The organism is Streptomyces durmitorensis (assembly GCF_023498005.1).
Classification (GTDB): domain Bacteria; phylum Actinomycetota; class Actinomycetes; order Streptomycetales; family Streptomycetaceae; genus Streptomyces; species Streptomyces durmitorensis.
This window is the reverse complement of sequence record NZ_CP097289.1, coordinates 4,556,040-4,570,984: the sequence shown is the minus strand read 5'-3', so window position 1 is coordinate 4,570,984 and position 14,945 is coordinate 4,556,040. Positions and strand designations below refer to the sequence as shown.

General features: G+C 69.2%; 14 protein-coding genes, 1 tRNA gene and 2 pseudogenes. 10 read left to right on the top strand and 7 right to left on the bottom strand.

Features of this window, described 5'->3' with window-relative positions; all coding sequences use genetic code 11:
- Positions 1–72: 72 nt before the first annotated feature.
- The 3 genes and pseudogenes from M4V62_RS20485 to M4V62_RS20475 form a co-directional block, all read left to right on the top strand.
- Positions 73–549 (top strand): annotated as a pseudogene (locus M4V62_RS20485) (replication initiator); the annotation flags it as partial.
- A complete protein-coding gene (locus tag M4V62_RS20480; protein ID WP_249588694.1) occupies positions 542–724 on the top strand; it encodes a helix-turn-helix domain-containing protein in 183 nt (60 codons plus the stop codon). The pseudogene M4V62_RS20485 and the gene M4V62_RS20480, both read left to right, overlap by 8 nt.
- Positions 724–1,895: pseudogene (locus M4V62_RS20475) on the top strand (tyrosine-type recombinase/integrase). Before M4V62_RS20480 ends, M4V62_RS20475 begins: the two are co-directional and overlap by 1 nt.
- A gap of 78 nt (positions 1,896–1,973) precedes the next feature.
- Here M4V62_RS20475 and M4V62_RS20470 read toward each other — a convergent pair.
- From M4V62_RS20470 to M4V62_RS20460, 3 genes are all read right to left on the bottom strand, one after another.
- Positions 1,974–2,047, bottom strand: a tRNA-Pro gene (locus tag M4V62_RS20470).
- Positions 2,048–2,098: 51 nt separating this feature from the next.
- Positions 2,099–2,851 carry a Pr6Pr family membrane protein gene (locus tag M4V62_RS20465; RefSeq protein ID WP_249588693.1) on the bottom strand — a complete coding sequence of 251 codons (753 nt, stop codon included), beginning with the start codon at positions 2,849–2,851 and terminating at the stop codon, positions 2,099–2,101.
- Positions 2,852–2,967: 116 nt separating this feature from the next.
- Complete coding sequence (locus M4V62_RS20460) at positions 2,968–3,894, bottom strand: metallophosphoesterase (RefSeq protein WP_249588692.1); 927 nt, start codon at positions 3,892–3,894, stop codon at positions 2,968–2,970.
- A 75-nt stretch (positions 3,895–3,969) separates the two neighbouring features.
- On the opposite strand from M4V62_RS20460, the gene M4V62_RS20455 reads away from it, so the two are divergent.
- Positions 3,970–4,434, top strand: a complete 465-nt coding sequence (locus M4V62_RS20455) for a GatB/YqeY domain-containing protein (protein WP_249588691.1) — start codon at positions 3,970–3,972, stop codon at positions 4,432–4,434.
- A gap of 134 nt (positions 4,435–4,568) precedes the next feature.
- Here the strand turns inward: M4V62_RS20455 and M4V62_RS20450 are convergent, their stop codons facing one another.
- Complete coding sequence (locus tag M4V62_RS20450; protein ID WP_249588690.1) at positions 4,569–6,815, bottom strand: transglycosylase domain-containing protein; 2,247 nt, start codon at positions 6,813–6,815, stop codon at positions 4,569–4,571.
- A 416-nt stretch (positions 6,816–7,231) separates the two neighbouring features.
- On the opposite strand from M4V62_RS20450, the gene M4V62_RS20445 reads away from it, so the two are divergent.
- A complete protein-coding gene (locus M4V62_RS20445; RefSeq protein WP_167828965.1) occupies positions 7,232–7,576 on the top strand; it encodes a WhiB family transcriptional regulator in 345 nt (114 codons plus the stop codon).
- Between the two features lie 108 nt (positions 7,577–7,684).
- Here M4V62_RS20445 and bagB read toward each other — a convergent pair whose 3' ends face one another.
- Both bagB and bagA read right to left on the bottom strand, forming a co-directional pair.
- Positions 7,685–9,121 carry an ATPase BagB gene (bagB, locus tag M4V62_RS20440; protein WP_249592913.1) on the bottom strand — a complete coding sequence of 479 codons (1,437 nt, stop codon included), beginning with the start codon at positions 9,119–9,121 and terminating at the stop codon, positions 7,685–7,687.
- An 11-nt stretch (positions 9,122–9,132) separates the two neighbouring features.
- Complete coding sequence (gene bagA, locus M4V62_RS20435) at positions 9,133–10,113, bottom strand: ATPase BagA (RefSeq protein WP_249588689.1); 981 nt, start codon at positions 10,111–10,113, stop codon at positions 9,133–9,135.
- Positions 10,114–10,195: 82 nt separating this feature from the next.
- Between bagA and sp36 the strand changes: the two genes are divergently transcribed.
- From sp36 to M4V62_RS20415, 4 genes are all read left to right on the top strand, one after another.
- Positions 10,196–10,357 (top strand): Sp36 family protein, encoded by a 162-nt coding sequence (gene sp36, locus M4V62_RS20430; RefSeq protein ID WP_003975360.1) that lies wholly within the window; start codon positions 10,196–10,198, stop codon positions 10,355–10,357.
- Positions 10,354–10,824, top strand: coding sequence for a RidA family protein (locus M4V62_RS20425; RefSeq protein ID WP_249588688.1), 471 nt, complete (start codon positions 10,354–10,356; stop codon positions 10,822–10,824). The genes sp36 and M4V62_RS20425 overlap by 4 nt, the downstream gene beginning before the upstream one ends.
- Before the next feature lie 101 nt (positions 10,825–10,925).
- Positions 10,926–11,795: an NUDIX hydrolase gene (locus M4V62_RS20420; protein ID WP_249588687.1), complete on the top strand. Its 870-nt coding sequence runs from the start codon at positions 10,926–10,928 to the stop codon at positions 11,793–11,795.
- Between the two features lie 52 nt (positions 11,796–11,847).
- Complete coding sequence (locus tag M4V62_RS20415; RefSeq protein WP_249588686.1) at positions 11,848–12,678, top strand: MBL fold metallo-hydrolase; 831 nt, start codon at positions 11,848–11,850, stop codon at positions 12,676–12,678.
- Between the two features lie 242 nt (positions 12,679–12,920).
- On the opposite strand, the gene M4V62_RS20410 is transcribed toward M4V62_RS20415, so the two are convergent.
- Positions 12,921–13,595, bottom strand: a complete 675-nt coding sequence (locus M4V62_RS20410) for a Crp/Fnr family transcriptional regulator (RefSeq protein WP_016642758.1) — start codon at positions 13,593–13,595, stop codon at positions 12,921–12,923.
- Between the two features lie 311 nt (positions 13,596–13,906).
- On the opposite strand from M4V62_RS20410, the gene nth reads away from it, so the two are divergent.
- Positions 13,907–14,923: an endonuclease III gene (gene nth / locus M4V62_RS20405; protein WP_249588685.1), complete on the top strand. Its 1,017-nt coding sequence runs from the start codon at positions 13,907–13,909 to the stop codon at positions 14,921–14,923.
- Positions 14,924–14,945 lie beyond the last annotated feature (22 nt).

The following is a 14,945-nucleotide window of genomic DNA, read 5'->3' as shown; positions in this document are numbered from 1 at the left end:
CGGTGGTCGCTTCCCCGAACTCGTACATCCCAACAGGCATACTTGTATAGACGAGTGGGCAAGTTGTGTGGCAACGTAGTCGCTGCGTACATCGCCAAGTACGCCACCAAGGGCGCCGAGACTGCCACGGGAGCTCTCGACCGTCCGGTCAGGTTCCTCGCCGAACTCGACCAGCTCGACATCAGCGACCACGCCCGCCGCATGGTCCGCACCGCCTGGGCTCTCGGCGCCCGCAAGGAACTGGCGGAACTCCGGCTTCGGGCCTGGGCCCACATGCTCGGCTTCCGCGGCCATTTCTCGACAAAGTCCCGCCGCTACTCGACCACCCTCGGCGCGCTCCGCACTGCCCGTGCCGAATGGCGCGCAGCACAAGCCACAGCGGCCACCGCTGACCCGACCACCTACGGAAATCCGGAGGTGGGGGGCGACACGACCCTCGTTCTCGCCCACTGGGTCTATGCCGGAACCGGCCTCACTGATGCCGAAGCCTGGCTCGCCGAATCCATCGAACCCGCACCCGGAACAGAAGGAGAACCAACGCATGCGTGACGACGAGCTGTTAACCGTGGCCGATGTCATGGCTCGCCTGAAGGTCAGGCGCTCCAAGGTCTACGACCTGATTCGCACTCGGCGTCTGCCTTCTGTTGCCATCGGGCGATGCCGACGTATCCCCGCTGCCGCTCTCGCCGAGTTCATCGCAGGGCAGATGGAGCGTGCTGCCTGATGACCATGCGTCGTAGCCGTGGTGACGGCGGCCTGCACTGGGATGCGAAGCGGCAGCGCTGGATCGCCACCGCGAATCTGGGCTTCGATCCGAGCGGCAAGAGCATCGTCAAGCGGGCGAGTGGCAGGACCAAGACAGAGACGAAGAACAAGCTCAAGGAGGTATTGCGCGATCACGAGGACGGGCTCGCCATCGCGCCCACCAACTACACCGTCGCGGACGCAGTGAACGACTGGCTCACGTACGGCCTGGCGGGGCGTGACGAGAGCACGATCGAGACCGTCACCGGGCTGAGTCGGACCCACGTGATCCCAAGCCTGGGAGCGCGAAAGCTCCGTGATCTCAGTGCGGAGGACGTCGACCGTTGGTTGGCGGTCAAAGCTCGGACGCTCAGCACGCGCACCCTGCGGGGGCTGCACTCCTGCCTCAATCGCTCGGTCAAGCGGGCCATGGCGCGGGACAAGGTGAAGCGCAACGTCGTCGAGCTGTGCGCCGTTCCGGCCGGCCGTCCGGGGCGCCCGTCCAAGGCGCTCACCTTGGTCCAGGCGGAGGCCGTGCTCAAGGCGGCCGAGGGGACCTCGATGTACGCGTACATCGTCGTCGCCCTGCTGACCGGTGCCCGCACCGAGGAGCTTCGCGCGCTGACCTGGGACCACGTGTTTCTCAGGGGCAGGCCGGACGTCAATCCGCCGCAGCCTCCGCACATCGCCGTGTGGCGGTCGGTCCGACGCGGCGGGGACACCAAGACGCGGAAGTCCCGGCGCACGCTCGCCCTGCCTGCGCGGTGCGTGGAAGTGCTGTGGGCGCAGTTCGAGGACCAGGGGTGGGAGCGCCTCGGCGCCGGTGACGGCTGGGAGGAGAAGGGGCTCGTCTTCTCCTCTGCTGTCGGCAAGCCGCTGGATGCGACCAACGTCCGCCGTGCCTTCCGGGTGGCCCTCAAGGATGCGGAGGGGATCGATGCCGACGAGTGGACGCCTCGGGAGCTCCGGCACAGCTTCGTGTCGCTGCTCTCCGACAGTGGCGTGCCCCTGGAGGAGATTTCCTGGCTCGTCGGCCACTCGGGGACCGCTGTGACCGAGGAGGTCTATCGGAAGCAGATCCGGCCTGGCCTGTGATCCAGACCGGCGCCGTGGTCATGGACGGCATCTTCAAGCCCGCTCCGGAGCGGTAGTCACGCAGATAGACACGCACAAAAAGCAGGTGGCCTACCCACTCTTAAGAGTAGGCAGGCCACCTGCTGTTTCAGCTGTCGGGGTGGCGGGATTTGAACCCACGACCTCTTCGTCCCGAACGAAGCGCGCTGCCAAGCTGCGCTACACCCCGATGTCGTTGCTCCACCGGCCCGCTGCGCAGGTCGTGGCGACATCGATTACTTTAGCGGACCGGCGCCCGGAGACGAAATCCGGTTTTCGGGCCCTTGCTCCCGGGCCGCACCGTGCCTCGGCGACCTGGGCGGATCCGGTCCAGGCCGACCAGGAGCAGGGCCAGCGCGTAGAAGGCCAGGCCGAAGAAGACCGCGTTGGCCAGGACCCCCGCGTATCCGTGCACCTCGACGTCCAGGAACGGGTAGGGGTAGCGCGCCGGTGAGCCGGGGGACATGAGCGCGCCGCGGGTCAGGGCGAAGGCCAGGTAGGCGAGCGGGTAGACCATCCACTGCGCGGCGTGATGCAGGCGGAGGCCGCCGGGGCGGGTGAGCAGGAGCCAGTCGAGGAGCGCGCCGATCGGGGTCACGGTGTGCAGCAGTTGGTTGGAGAGGGAGTGCCAGCCGGAGTACGCCTCGATGTCGTCCGTCATGGCGAAGCCGCTCGAACCGTTGGCCAGGACGAAGTGGTAGACGAGGCCCGTGATCGAGATGAAGAGCAGCGTGCCGCCGGTCAGGAGCGGAGGCAGTGCGCGGTGGCCCCGCCAGGCGCGCAGGGCCGAGAAGGTGAAGACCACCGCCAACAGCACATTGCTCTGGATGGTGAAGTAGCTGAGCACCCGCAGTGGGCTGCCGATGACCAGGTCGATCACGATGCCGGTGACCGCGGCCAGGGCGACCAGTGCCCGGAAGGCCGCGGTCACGGGGCGGCGCGGGCGCGGCACGACCGCCTCCGCCGGGGCGGTCGACGAGGTCCGCGTGATCATGTCCCCACGGTAAGCACCGTTCCGCTCATCCGCAGCGCGGCAGAGAAGCAGGGGGGCAGCTCCCGGCCCGGGGGCGGTCCACGCCGGCCCCAGCCCGCCCCCCCGGGAGGGACCCCTCAGCCCCGAGCAGTCAACGTAAGCAGCGTCGCCTCCGGCGGGCACGCGAAGCGCATCGGGGTGTAGCGGTTCGCGCCGCAGCCCGCCGAGACGTGCATGTACGACGTCTGCCCCTCCGCCTCGTGCGTCGACAGGCCCTTCACGCGGTCCGTGTCCAGGTCGCAGTTGGTGACCAGCGCCCCGTAGAAGGGGATGCACACCTGGCCGCCGTGCGTGTGCCCCGCGAGGATCAAGGGGTAGCCGTCGGCCGTGAAGGCGTCGAGGCTGCGCAGGTACGGGGCGTGCACGATGCCCATCGAGAAGTCGGCGCCCGCGTCGGGACCGCCCGCCACGTGCGCGTACCGGTCGCGCTTGATGTGCGGGTCGTCCACGCCGGTGAGGCCGATCTCGTAGCCCTCGATCTTCAGCGCGTCCCGGGTGTTGGTGAGGTTCAGCCAACCCGCGGCGTCGAACCCGTCGCGCAGGTCCTCCCACGGGTTGTGGATGACGCCGACGGCGGGCGGGTTGCCGTTCAGGCCGTGCTTGCCCTGCACCTTCTCAAGCAGGTAGCGGGCGGGGTTGCGCGGCTTCGGGCCGTAGTAGTCGTTCGAGCCGAAGACGTACGCCCCGGGGAACTGCATCAGCGGGCCGAGCGCGTCCAGCGTCTCCGGCACGCCCTCCGGGTCGGAGAGGTTGTCCCCGGTGTTGATCACGAAGTCGGGGCGAAGGCCCGCGAGGGAGCGCAGCCAGCGCTGCTTCTTGCGTTGTCCGGACACCATGTGGATGTCCGACACCTGGAGGACTCTGAGCGGTCGCATCCCCGGCGGAAGGACCGGCACCGTGACCCGTCGCAGTCGGAAGAGGCGGGCTTCAATGCCCACCGAGTAGGCCAGACCGGCGGCGGCCGTCGCCGTGATTCCCAGAGGTACTGCGTATCGCGCGCGCATCCACCCATCGTGTCAGACCCGAAGGCCCCGTAAATCAGCGGGCGTCGGGCCGTACGCACCTGCGACAATCACCGCATGACCACGCTCAAGGCGAAGCTTCAGGAAGACCTCACCGCCGCTATCAGGGGGCGCGACGAGCTGCGCTCCTCGACGCTCCGGCTGACCCTCACCGCCATCACGAAGGAGGAGGTCTCGGGCAAGACGGCCCGCGAGCTCTCCGACGACGAGGTGCAGAAGGTGATCGCCCGCGAGGCGAAGAAGCGCCGCGAGGCTGCGGAGGCCTTCGCCAACGGCGGCCGCGCCGAGCAGGCCGAGAAGGAGAAGGCGGAGGGCGAGATCCTCGCCGAGTACCTGCCGAAGCAGCTCTCCGAGGACGAGCTCCGGGCGATCGTCGCCCAGGCCGTCGAGGAGGCCAGGGCCGCCGGCGCCGAGGGGCCGCGGGCCATGGGCCAGGTCATGAAGATCGTGAACCCGAAGGTCGCGGGCCTGGCGGAGGGCGGCCGCGTCGCCGCCGTGGTCAAGCAGCTGCTCGCGGGCTGAGCACACTCACGTACGGGAATGATGAGGGCGCCCCCTGAAGCAGGGGGCGCCCTCATCCACGTATCAAGCGGAGGAGCCGGAAGAGCTACCGGTCACCGGTCACCTGTTACCGGTTACCGCTCACCGCTCACCGCTCACCGGTCCCAGCCCCCACCGATGCCGCCCCCATTGCCGTTCCCGCCGATGACGTCCGGCGGCAGCGAGATGTCCGGCCAGGGATCGCCGCCCCCGCCGTTGCCGCCTCCGCCATTTCCGCCACCGCCGTGGCCGCCGCCACCCGGCTTGTTGTCCTCGTGCGGCTTGTCCTTGTCCTTGCCCTTGTCGCCGTCCGGGATGTGGATGGTGTTGAAGCCCGGCGCGGGCTTGCCCGCCAGCGCGCCGCTCATCGCGTCCCGCCAGATCGGACCGGGGACCTCACCACCGAAGACCTTGTCGTACGGGACTCCGCCGATGGTGATGTCGACCATCTGCCGCTTGTGCTGCGGGTCGCCGACCCAGACCGCGCCCGACATGTTCGGGGTGTAGCCGACGAACCAGGCGGCGTAGCGGTAGTCGGTCGTACCCGTCTTGCCCGCGCTCGGGCGGGAGCCGAGGCCGGCCTGCTGGCCGGTTCCGTCCTCGACCACGCCCTTGAGGAGGGTGTTGATCGTGTCGGCCGTCTTCGGAGACATCGCGCGCGAGCACGTCGACTTCGGCACCGGCAGCGTCTTGCCGCCCGGAGCGGCGATCGACTCGATCGCGACGGGCGAGCAGTACTTGCCGCGCGAGGCGAACGTCGCGTACGCGCCCGCCATCGTCAGCGGCGACATCTCCTGGGTGCCGAGCGCGATCGACGGCGCCTGGTCCATCTTGCGGCCGTCCGCCCGCTCGACGCCCATCTCCTTGGCCATCTTCGTCACCGGGCAGATGCCGATGTCGCCGATCATCTCCACGTAGTAGGTGTTGACCGACTTCGCGGTCGCTTCCTTCATGCCGTAGGGGCCGACCTCGGACTCGTTCTCGTTGGTGAGCTTCGCGCCGCCCGAGTTCACCCACTTCTTGCCGTCGCACGCCGCGACGCTGTCGGGGTAGGGCATCTCGTACGGAGCGCCGTAGCTCTTCGTCGGCGGCATGCCGCCCTCCAGGGCGGCCGCCGCGACGATCGGCTTGAAGGTCGATCCCGGCTGGTAGCCCGCGCCGCCGCCCATGGAGTCGTCCACGGAGAGGTTGATCGTGGTCTCGTCCTTCTTGAAGCCGTAGGGCCGCGACTGGCCCATGCCCAGGATCTTGCCGCTGCCCGGCTCGACGATGGTGGCCGCCGTGGCCACGTCGTCGCTCTGGTTGACGTGATCCTTTATCGACGCCTGCACCGACTGCTGTGCCTGCGGGTCGAGGGTGGTCTTGATCCGCAGACCGCCCTGGTTCCAGACCTTGGCACGGGCTTCCTTGGTCTTGCCGAAGACGGGGTCGGAGAGGAAGACCTCGCGTACGTAGTCACAGAAGAACCCGGCGCCGCTGACGGCCGTGATGCAGCCGTTCTTGGGCCTGCTCACCTTCAGGCCGAGCGGCTTCTCCTTCGCCGCCGCGGCCTCCGCCTGCGTGATGTCGTGCGTCTCGGCCATCCGCTGCAGCACCGTGTTGCGGCGCTTGGTGGCTTCCTCGGTGTCGTTGACCGGGTCGTACCGGCTGGGGGACTGCACGATGCCGGCAAGCAGCGCGGCCTCCTGGACCTGGAGGCTCTTGGCGGGCTTGGAGAAGTAGCGCTGGGCCGCGGCCTCGACTCCGTACGCCTGCTGTCCGAAGTACGTGATGTTCAGGTAGTTGCTGAGGATGCGCTTCTTGCCCAGCTTGTCCTCGACCTGGATCGCGTACTTCAGCTCGCGGATCTTGCGCCCGAGGGTCTGCTGGGTGGCCTCGGCGACCTTCGTCGGGTCGTCGCCGGCCTCCTCGACGAAGACGTTCTTCACGTACTGCTGGGTGAGCGTGGACGCGCCCTGGGAGACGCCGCCGCTCTGGGCGTTCTGGTTCAGCGCGCGCAGGATGCCCTTCGCGTCGATCGCGCCGTGTTCGTAGAAGCGCGAGTCCTCGATCGCGACGATCGCCTTCTGCATGTACGGCGAGATCTCCTTGAGGGGGACCACCGTGCGGTCACGCGAGTAGACCGTGGCGATGGAGCCGCCCTCGCTGTCGAGGATGGTGGTGCGCTGACTCAGCGGCGGCTGCTCCATGTTGGAGGGGATGTCGTCGAACTCCTCCACCGAGCCCTTCGCCGCGAGGCCGAGCGCGCCGGCCGCGGGCAGGGCGATACCTGCCAGCACGGCTCCCGCGAGCACGCTGACACCTAGGAACTTCGCGGCCTGCTGAGTTGGTGACAGACCACCGCCCGAGCGCTTCTTTCCCATGGGGGCAGCCTACGTTCTGATTCGCCGGACACGCCTCAATGCCTTGGCCTAAGCTGCTCTCAACTGTCACAGCAGTGCGGTTTGGCAACAACCCCTCCGTCGGTCCCGAATCCCGAATGGGGACTCCCTCTGCTCTTTTGGGGCTAGGGAAAGCGTGTCCGAATTCGCCTCATGCGGCATTCGATGCCCGTTGTGACTCAGCTGAAGTGCCCGCATTTGCCGGGTTAATCACGCATGTCGCCAGCTCACTCCGTCGGGTGATCTGCCGCTTACGCATAGTCCGTTCGGGCCATTCAAGATTGGGCCCGAAGGGGGTGTTGCGCTGTGCCCACCTTCCGTAACGTCCTCAACTGGCGGCGGTGAATATGCCGCTGCCGCCGTGGGGGAGCCTCGATTCGGGAGAGGACGGCGCCGGTATGGGCTGGGTAACCGACTGGAGTGCGCAGGCGGCCTGCCGCACTACCGATCCAGATGAACTGTTCGTTCAAGGAGCAGCGCAGAACAGGGCCAAGGCGGTGTGCACCGGCTGCCCGGTGCGCACGGAGTGCCTGGCCGATGCGCTGGACAACCGCGTCGAGTTCGGCGTGTGGGGTGGCATGACTGAGCGGGAGCGCCGCGCATTGCTGCGCAGGCGTCCAACAGTCACCTCATGGCGCCGTCTGCTGGAGACGGCGCGCTCCGAGTACGAGCGTGGCGCGGGCCTGCTGCCCGTGGACTTGGAGGACGACGAGACGTACGAGAGCTACGCGGCAGTGGGTTAGCGCCCGTCGGGTCAGCCCGTCCGCCGCGTGGCGGTGGGGAATGCCCTCATGGGCAGGCCCCCACCGGCCGCGTGGCAGCGTGCGCCGGTCCCGCTGCTCAGGAACTGCTCAGGCAGCTCCGGCCGGATCACCATCAGTACCGGTCGCGAGCCGGTCCCCGATGGCCCGAAGGCCTGCCAGGTCGTGCACATCGCCCGGCAGCGCCGTCACTTCGGCCACGGCAACCTCGGGGTGAAGCGCGGTGAAGCGGTCGCGCGTGCGCTGTTCGCGCGCGAGCAGCTGCATGCGCTCCGCGTGCAGTCGCAGCAGCCCTGCGGTCAGCTGTGCCACGGGCGGATGCGTGTCATGCGGATGCGTGTCATGGAGTTCAGAAGGTGCTTCGGGCGCTTCGTCAGGCGCTTCAAGCGTTTCGGCAGGTGCTTCGGGCGCTTCGGAGGACTCCTCGGAGGGTTCTTCCGAGGATGCGTCAGAAGGTGCGGGAGTCCGGGAACTGCCAGGGGCCTCGGGGGAGTTGCCGGGAGCCTCGTGGGAGCTACGAACTCCAACCTTCCCGTCCTCCTGATCCACAATGCGGCTCTCTTCAAGATTTTCCGCGGCGGCGAGCGCCCGCTCGGCCGAGAGCTGAGCGGCGCCGCTGCTGTGCACCCGGTTCAGGACGAGACCGGCGAGCGGCATGTCGTCGGCGGCCAGGCGCTCCACGAAGTACGCCGCCTCGCGCAGCGCGTCCCGCTCCGGCGACGCCACCACGAGGAACGCCGTGCCCGGCGCCTGGAGCAGCCGGTACGTGGCGTCCGCGCGGGTGCGGAAGCCGCCGAACATGGTGTCCATCGCGGCCACGAACGTCTGGACGTCACGCAGCAGTTGGCCGCCGAGCAGCTTGCCCAGGGCCCCCGTCATCATCGACATTCCGACGTTCAGGAACTTCATCCCGGCCCGGCCGCCCACCTTCGCCGGGGCCATGAGCACCCGGATCAGCTTCCCGTCCAGGAAGGAGCCGAGGCGCTTGGGCGCGTCGAGGAAGTCCAGGGCCGAGCGCGAGGGCGGCGTGTCGACGACGATCAGGTCCCACTCGTCGCGGGAGCGTAGCTGCCCCAGCTTCTCCATCGCCATGTACTCCTGCGTGCCCGCGAAGCCCGCCGAGAGCGACTGGTAGAAGGGGTTGCCGAGGATCGCGCTCGCCCGCTCCTTGTCCGCGTGCGCCTCGACGATCTCGTCGAAGGTGCGCTTCATGTCGAGCATCATGGCGTGCAGCTCGCCCTCGCCGTCGACCGCCTTGACCTTGCGCGGGACGTTGTCGAGCGAGTCGATCCCCATGGACTGGGCGAGCCGGCGCGCCGGGTCGATGGTCAGGACGACGACCTTGCGGCCCCGTTCGGCGGCGCGCAGGCCGAGCGCGGCCGCCGTGGTCGTCTTGCCGACGCCTCCGGAGCCGCAGCACACCACGATGCGGGTCTTCGGGTCGTCGATCAGGGCGTCCACGTCGAGCGTGCGGGCCGGGTCCAGGGGGCGTGCCGTGTCCGGGTCTCGTGCCGGGTCCGAGGTCATGCGATCCCTGGTCATGCGATCCCTTGCTTCCGCAGTTCCGTGGCGAGTTCGTAGAGCCCTGCCAGGTCCATTCCCCCGGCCAGCAGCGGGAGTTCGTGCAGGGGGAGGCCGAGGTCGCCGAGGACGGACCGCTGGGAGCCCTCCAGGGCGTACCGCTCGGCGTACTCGGCGGCCTGCTCCAGGAGCGGGTCGACCAGACGCTCGGCGACACCTCCGCGGCGGGCCCCGCCGAGTCCGGCGGCGGACAGGGATTTGGCGATGGCGGTGCGCGGGGTCCCGCCGAGCCCGAGTTCGAGGGCGGCCTCGTCGAGCAGCGCGGGCCGCACCATGTTGACCATGACGCGCCCCACGGGGAGCTTCGCGGCACGCAGCTCGGCGATCCCGTCGGCGGTCTCCTGGACGGGCATCTCTTCGAGCAGCGTCACCAGGTGGACCGCCGTCTCGGGCGACTTGAGCACGCGCATCACGGCCTGCGCCTGATTGTGTATCGGGCCGATCTTGGCGAGCCCCGCCACCTCGTCGTTCACGTTCAGGAAGCGCGTGATGCGGCCGGTGGGCGGCGCGTCCATCACCACGCAGTCGTACGTGTACCGCCCGCTCTTCTCCTTGCGGCGTACGGCTTCGCAGGCCTTGCCGGTCAGCAGGACGTCCCGCAGACCCGGCGCGACGGTGGTGGCGAAGTCGATGGCGCCGAGTTTCTTGAGCGCGCGTCCCGCGCCCCCCAGCTTGTAGAACATCTGGAGGTAGTCGAGCAATGCCAGTTCGGGATCGATGGCGAGGGCGTACACCTCCCCGCCCCCGGGAGCGACGGCGATCTTCCGCTCCTCATACGGCAGCGCTTCGGTCTCGAAGAGCTGCGCGATGCCTTGTCTGCCCTCGACCTCCACGAGGAGGGTGCGCTTGCCCTCCGTCGCGAGGGCGAGCGCGAGTGCGGCGGCCACCGTGGTCTTGCCGGTACCGCCCTTGCCGCTGACGACCTGGAGCCTGCTCACACTTCCGAGCCTAACCAGTCGGCGTCCGGGCTAAGCAGGAGGCCACCGTGAGCAGTGCCTCAGAACGGCTACAGTCGGCCATATGACCAAGTGGGAATACGCAACCGTGCCGCTGCTCGTCCATGCCACGAAGCAGATTCTGGACACCTGGGGCGAGGACGGCTGGGAGCTCGTCCAGGTCGTCCCCGGGCCGAACAACCCTGAGCAGCTCGTGGCCTACCTGAAGCGGGAGAAGCAGGCATGAGCGGGGCCGTCGAGGCGAAGCTCGCCGAGCTCGGCATGACCCTGCCCGAGGTCGTGCCGCCGATCGCCGCCTATCAGCCGGCGGTCCAGTCCGGTGTGTACGTCTACACCTCGGGCCAGCTCCCGATGGTGGAGGGCAAGCTTCCGGTGACCGGCAAGGTCGGCGCGGAGGTGACGCCCGAGGAGGCCAAGGAACTGGCCCGCACGTGCGCCCTGAACGCCCTCGCCGCGGTGAAGTCCGTCGCCGGTGACCTGGACCGCGTCAAGCGCGTCGTGAAGGTCGTCGGCTTCGTGGCCTCGGCCCCGGACTTCACGGGCCAGCCCGGCGTGATCAACGGCACCAGCGAGCTGCTGGGCGAGGTCCTCGGCGACAAGGGCGTGCACGCCCGCAGCGCCGTGGGCGTGGCGGTCCTGCCGCTCGACGCGCCTGTCGAGGTCGAGGTCCAGGTGGAGCTGACCGAGGCGTGATCGCCGCCTGGTCGCTTCGTTGACGGCTTGCTTGTCGGCCGCCTTCTGGCACCCGATAGTTGCCTCTCGAACATCAGCCCACTAGGGGATAGCCTCCGCCCATGGCTAATGGGCAGTGGTACCCCCCGGAGTGGCCCGACCGCATCCGTGCGCTGAGCAGCGGCGAACTGATTCCCGCGACTCCGCGCCGGGCGGCCACGGTCATGCTCCTTCGGGACTCCGTGACGGGCCCCGCCGTACACATGCTGCGCAGACGCGCCTCCATGGCCTTCGCCGGAGGCGCGTACGCGTATCCGGGCGGTGGCGTGGACCCGCGCGACGACGACCACCTCGTGCGCTGGGCGGGCCCCTCGCTCGCGACGTGGGCGGAGCGCCTCGGCGTGGACGAGCCGGGCGCCCAGGCGATCGTGTGCGCCGCCGTCCGCGAGACGTTCGAGGAAGCGGGCGTGCTGCTCGCGGGGCCGACCCCGTCGAGCGTCGTCGGCGACACCACGGGCGACGACTGGGAGGCGGACCGCGAGGCCCTGGTGGCCCGCGACTTCTCCTTCGCCCAGTTCCTGGACCGCCGGGGCCTGGTCCTCCGTAGTGACCTCCTTGCCGCGTGGGCGCGCTGGATCACTCCGGAGTTCGAGCCGAAGCGCTACGACACGTTCTTCTTCGTGGCGGCCCTCCCGGAGGGGCAGCGCACCCGCAACGCCTCCACGGAGGCCGACCGCACGGTGTGGATCGCCCCGGGGGAGGCCACGGCCGGTTACGACAAGGGCGACCTCCTGATGATGCCGCCGACCATCGCGACCCTGCGTCAACTGAGCCCCTACGGGTCGGCGGCCGAAGCCCTGGCCGGCGCCCCGGAGCGCGATCTGACCCCGGTCCTGGCCCAAGCGCGCCTGGAGGACGACGAGTTGGTGCTGACCTGGCCGGGCCACGAGGAGTTCACCAAGCACATCCCCACGGGGAGCCGTCCCGCATGACCACCCCCACCCCCAGGGCCATGCCCACGAACCGGACGGGAGTCACCCCCGCATGACCGAAGCCGCCGCCCTCCCCGGCCAGCCCCGGGGCGGGGTCCTCAGCGGTCCCGCCACCGCCCGCGCGGTCAACGTCCTCGCGCCCAACGCGTCGGCGATGACCCTGGACGGAACCAACACCTGGATCGTTTCCGAACCCGGCTCGGGGCTCGCGGTCGTCATCGACCCGGGCCCCCTGGACGACGTACACCTCCAGCACGTCATCGCCACGGCGGAGAAGGCCGGGCAGCGGGTCGCGCTCACCCTGCTCACCCACGGCCACCCGGACCACGCGGAGGGCGCCGCGCGCTTCGCCGAGCTGACCGGCTCCAAGGTGCGGGCCCTCGACCCGGCCCTGCGCCTCGGCGACGAGGGCCTGGGCGCGGGTGACGTGATCACGACGGGCGGCCTGGAGCTGCGCGTGGTCCCGACGCCGGGCCACACCGCGGATTCCCTCTGCTTCCATCTCCCGGCCGATCAGGCGGTCCTGACGGGCGATACGGTCCTGGGCCGCGGTACGACGGTCGTGGCGCACCCTGACGGCCGCCTGGGGGACTATCTGGACTCCCTGCGGCGCCTGAGGTCCCTGACGGTCGACGACGGCGTGCACACGGTCCTGCCGGGCCACGGCCCGGTCCTGGAGGACGCCCAGGGCGCGGTCGAGTTCTACCTGGCGCACCGCGCGAACCGCCTGGCCCAGGTCGAGACGGCCGTCGAGAACGGCCACGCGGCGCCGTCGCAGGTGGTAGCCCATGTGTACGCGGACGTGGACCGCTCCTTGTGGCCGGCAGCGGAACTGTCGGTACGGGCACAACTGGACTACTTGCGCGAACACGGCTTGATCTAGCCCAAACGCCAAGCCACTGCCCCGCAAATCGAACCGGCGGGCAGATCACCCACGCCCCGATCCCGCCCACCGAGGCGGCAACTGACCCACGCACCGATCCCGTACCCGCCCAGCCCTCCACGGCAACCCACCCCCCCACCGCGGGGCAATCGGGTGGGTGGGCGGGAAAGGCTTGTGCGGAAGCGCAGATGGGGCCCCGCCTCCAAGAGAGGCGGAACCCCATCCACGTACAAGAAACAGCGTCAGCGTGACCGCTTCGCCAACCGCTCCACATCCAGCAGAATCACCGCGCGAGCCTCAAGCCGAAGCCACCCGCGCCCGGCGAAGTCCGCCAGTGCCTTGTTGACCGTCTCGCGGGAGGCGCCGACCAGCTGGGCCAGCTCTTCCTGCGTGAGGTCGTGCACGACGTGGATGCCCTCCTCGGACTGCACGCCGAAGCGGCGCGACAGGTCCAGAAGGGCGCGGGCCACACGCCCGGGCACGTCGGAGAAGACCAGATCGGACATCTGGTCGTTGGTCTTGCGCAGGCGCCGGGCAACGGCACGCAGCAGCGCCGCGGCCACCTCGGGCCGTGCGTTCAGCCACGGCTGAAGGTCGCCGTGGCCGAGGCCGAGCAGCTTGACCTCGGTGAGCGCGGAGGCGGTTGCCGTACGCGGGCCCGGGTCGAACAGCGAGAGCTCACCGATGAGCTCGCCGGGGCCGAGCACCGCGAGCATGTTCTCGCGGCCGTCGGGTGAGGTGCGGTGAAGCTTCACCTTGCCCTCGGTGACCACATAAAGGCGGTCTCCGGGGTCGCCCTCATGGAACAGCGCATCCCCGCGCGCGAGCGTCACCTCACTCATGGAGGCGCGGAGCTCCGCGGCCTGTTCGTCATCGAGCGCCGCGAAGAGCGGGGCGCGCCGCAGAACGTCGTCCACGAGTTCTCTCCTTGTCGACCTGCATCAGGGGACCGTGGTCCCCATTTTGCCGGACCGTCCAAACAGTGTGATCAGTCACAAGTCTGCCGCACTGGCGTCGCATGCTGTGCGGGAGGGGGCCAATTGGGGGCCGATCCATAGGGTCCAGGGCGGATGTCAGTGTCGGGCTCTAGGCTGGCCGGGTGTCCAAAAAGCCGGTGAGAGCACAGGCCATGGGGACTGGGAAGGTTACATGCCGCCCGGATTCCGCTGTGGGCGAACACGCTTCCACTGAACCAGAGAATGCGACAAAAGGGACAAGGGTGCCACCGGTGAGCAAGCCTTCGGAGAAGAATCAGGCCACCGCGGGCGCGGCGAAACCCACCCCGGTCAAGAAGGCCACCGCAGCGAAGAAAACCGCAGCAAAGAAGACGGCCGTGACCAAGAAAGCCACAGCCGCGACCAAGAAGGCCGCCGCGACCAATAAGGCCGCCCCGGCGAAGCAGGCCGCCGCGACCAAGCAGGCCGCCCCGGCCAAGAAAGCCACCGCCCCGGCCAAGACCAAGACCAAGGCCAAAGCCAAGCCCGAGTCCCACGCCTCCCTCGTCCGGAGGGCCCGCCGCATCAACCGCGAGCTCGCGGAGGTGTACTCGTACGCCCACCCCGAGCTGGACTTCGAGAACCCCTTCGAGCTGCTCGTCGCCACGGTCCTCTCCGCGCAGACCACCGACCTGCGGGTGAACCAGACGACCCCGCGCCTTTTCGCCGCGTATCCAACGCCGGAGGACCTGGCCGCCGCCAACCCGGAAGAGGTCGAGGAGTTGATCCGGCCGACCGGTTTCTTCCGGGCGAAGACGAAGTCGATCATGGGGCTCGCCGCAGCCCTGCGGGACAACCACGGCGGCGAGGTCCCCGGCCGCATAGAAGACCTGGTCAAGCTGCCCGGCGTAGGCCGCAAGACCGCGTTCGTCGTGCTCGGGAACGCCTTCGGTGTCCCCGGGATCACCGTGGACACCCACTTCGGGCGGCTCGTCCGGCGCTGGAAGTGGACCGAGGAGACCGACCCGGTGAAGGTCGAGGCCGCCATCGCCGACCTCTTCCCGAAGAGCGAGTGGACGATGCTCTCGCACCGCGTGATCTTCCACGGCCGCCGGATCTGCCACTCCCGCAAGCCCGCCTGCGGCGCCTGCCCGATCGCCGGCCTCTGTCCGTCGTACGGAGAGGGTGAGACCGACCCGGAGAAGGCGAAGAAGCTCCTGAAGTACGAGATGGGCGGCCTGCCCGGCCAGCGCCTCAAGCCCCCGCCGGACTATCCGGGAAAGGCGGCGCCCCCGCTGGGCGCGGCATGAGCGAGGAACCAACCGAGGGTCC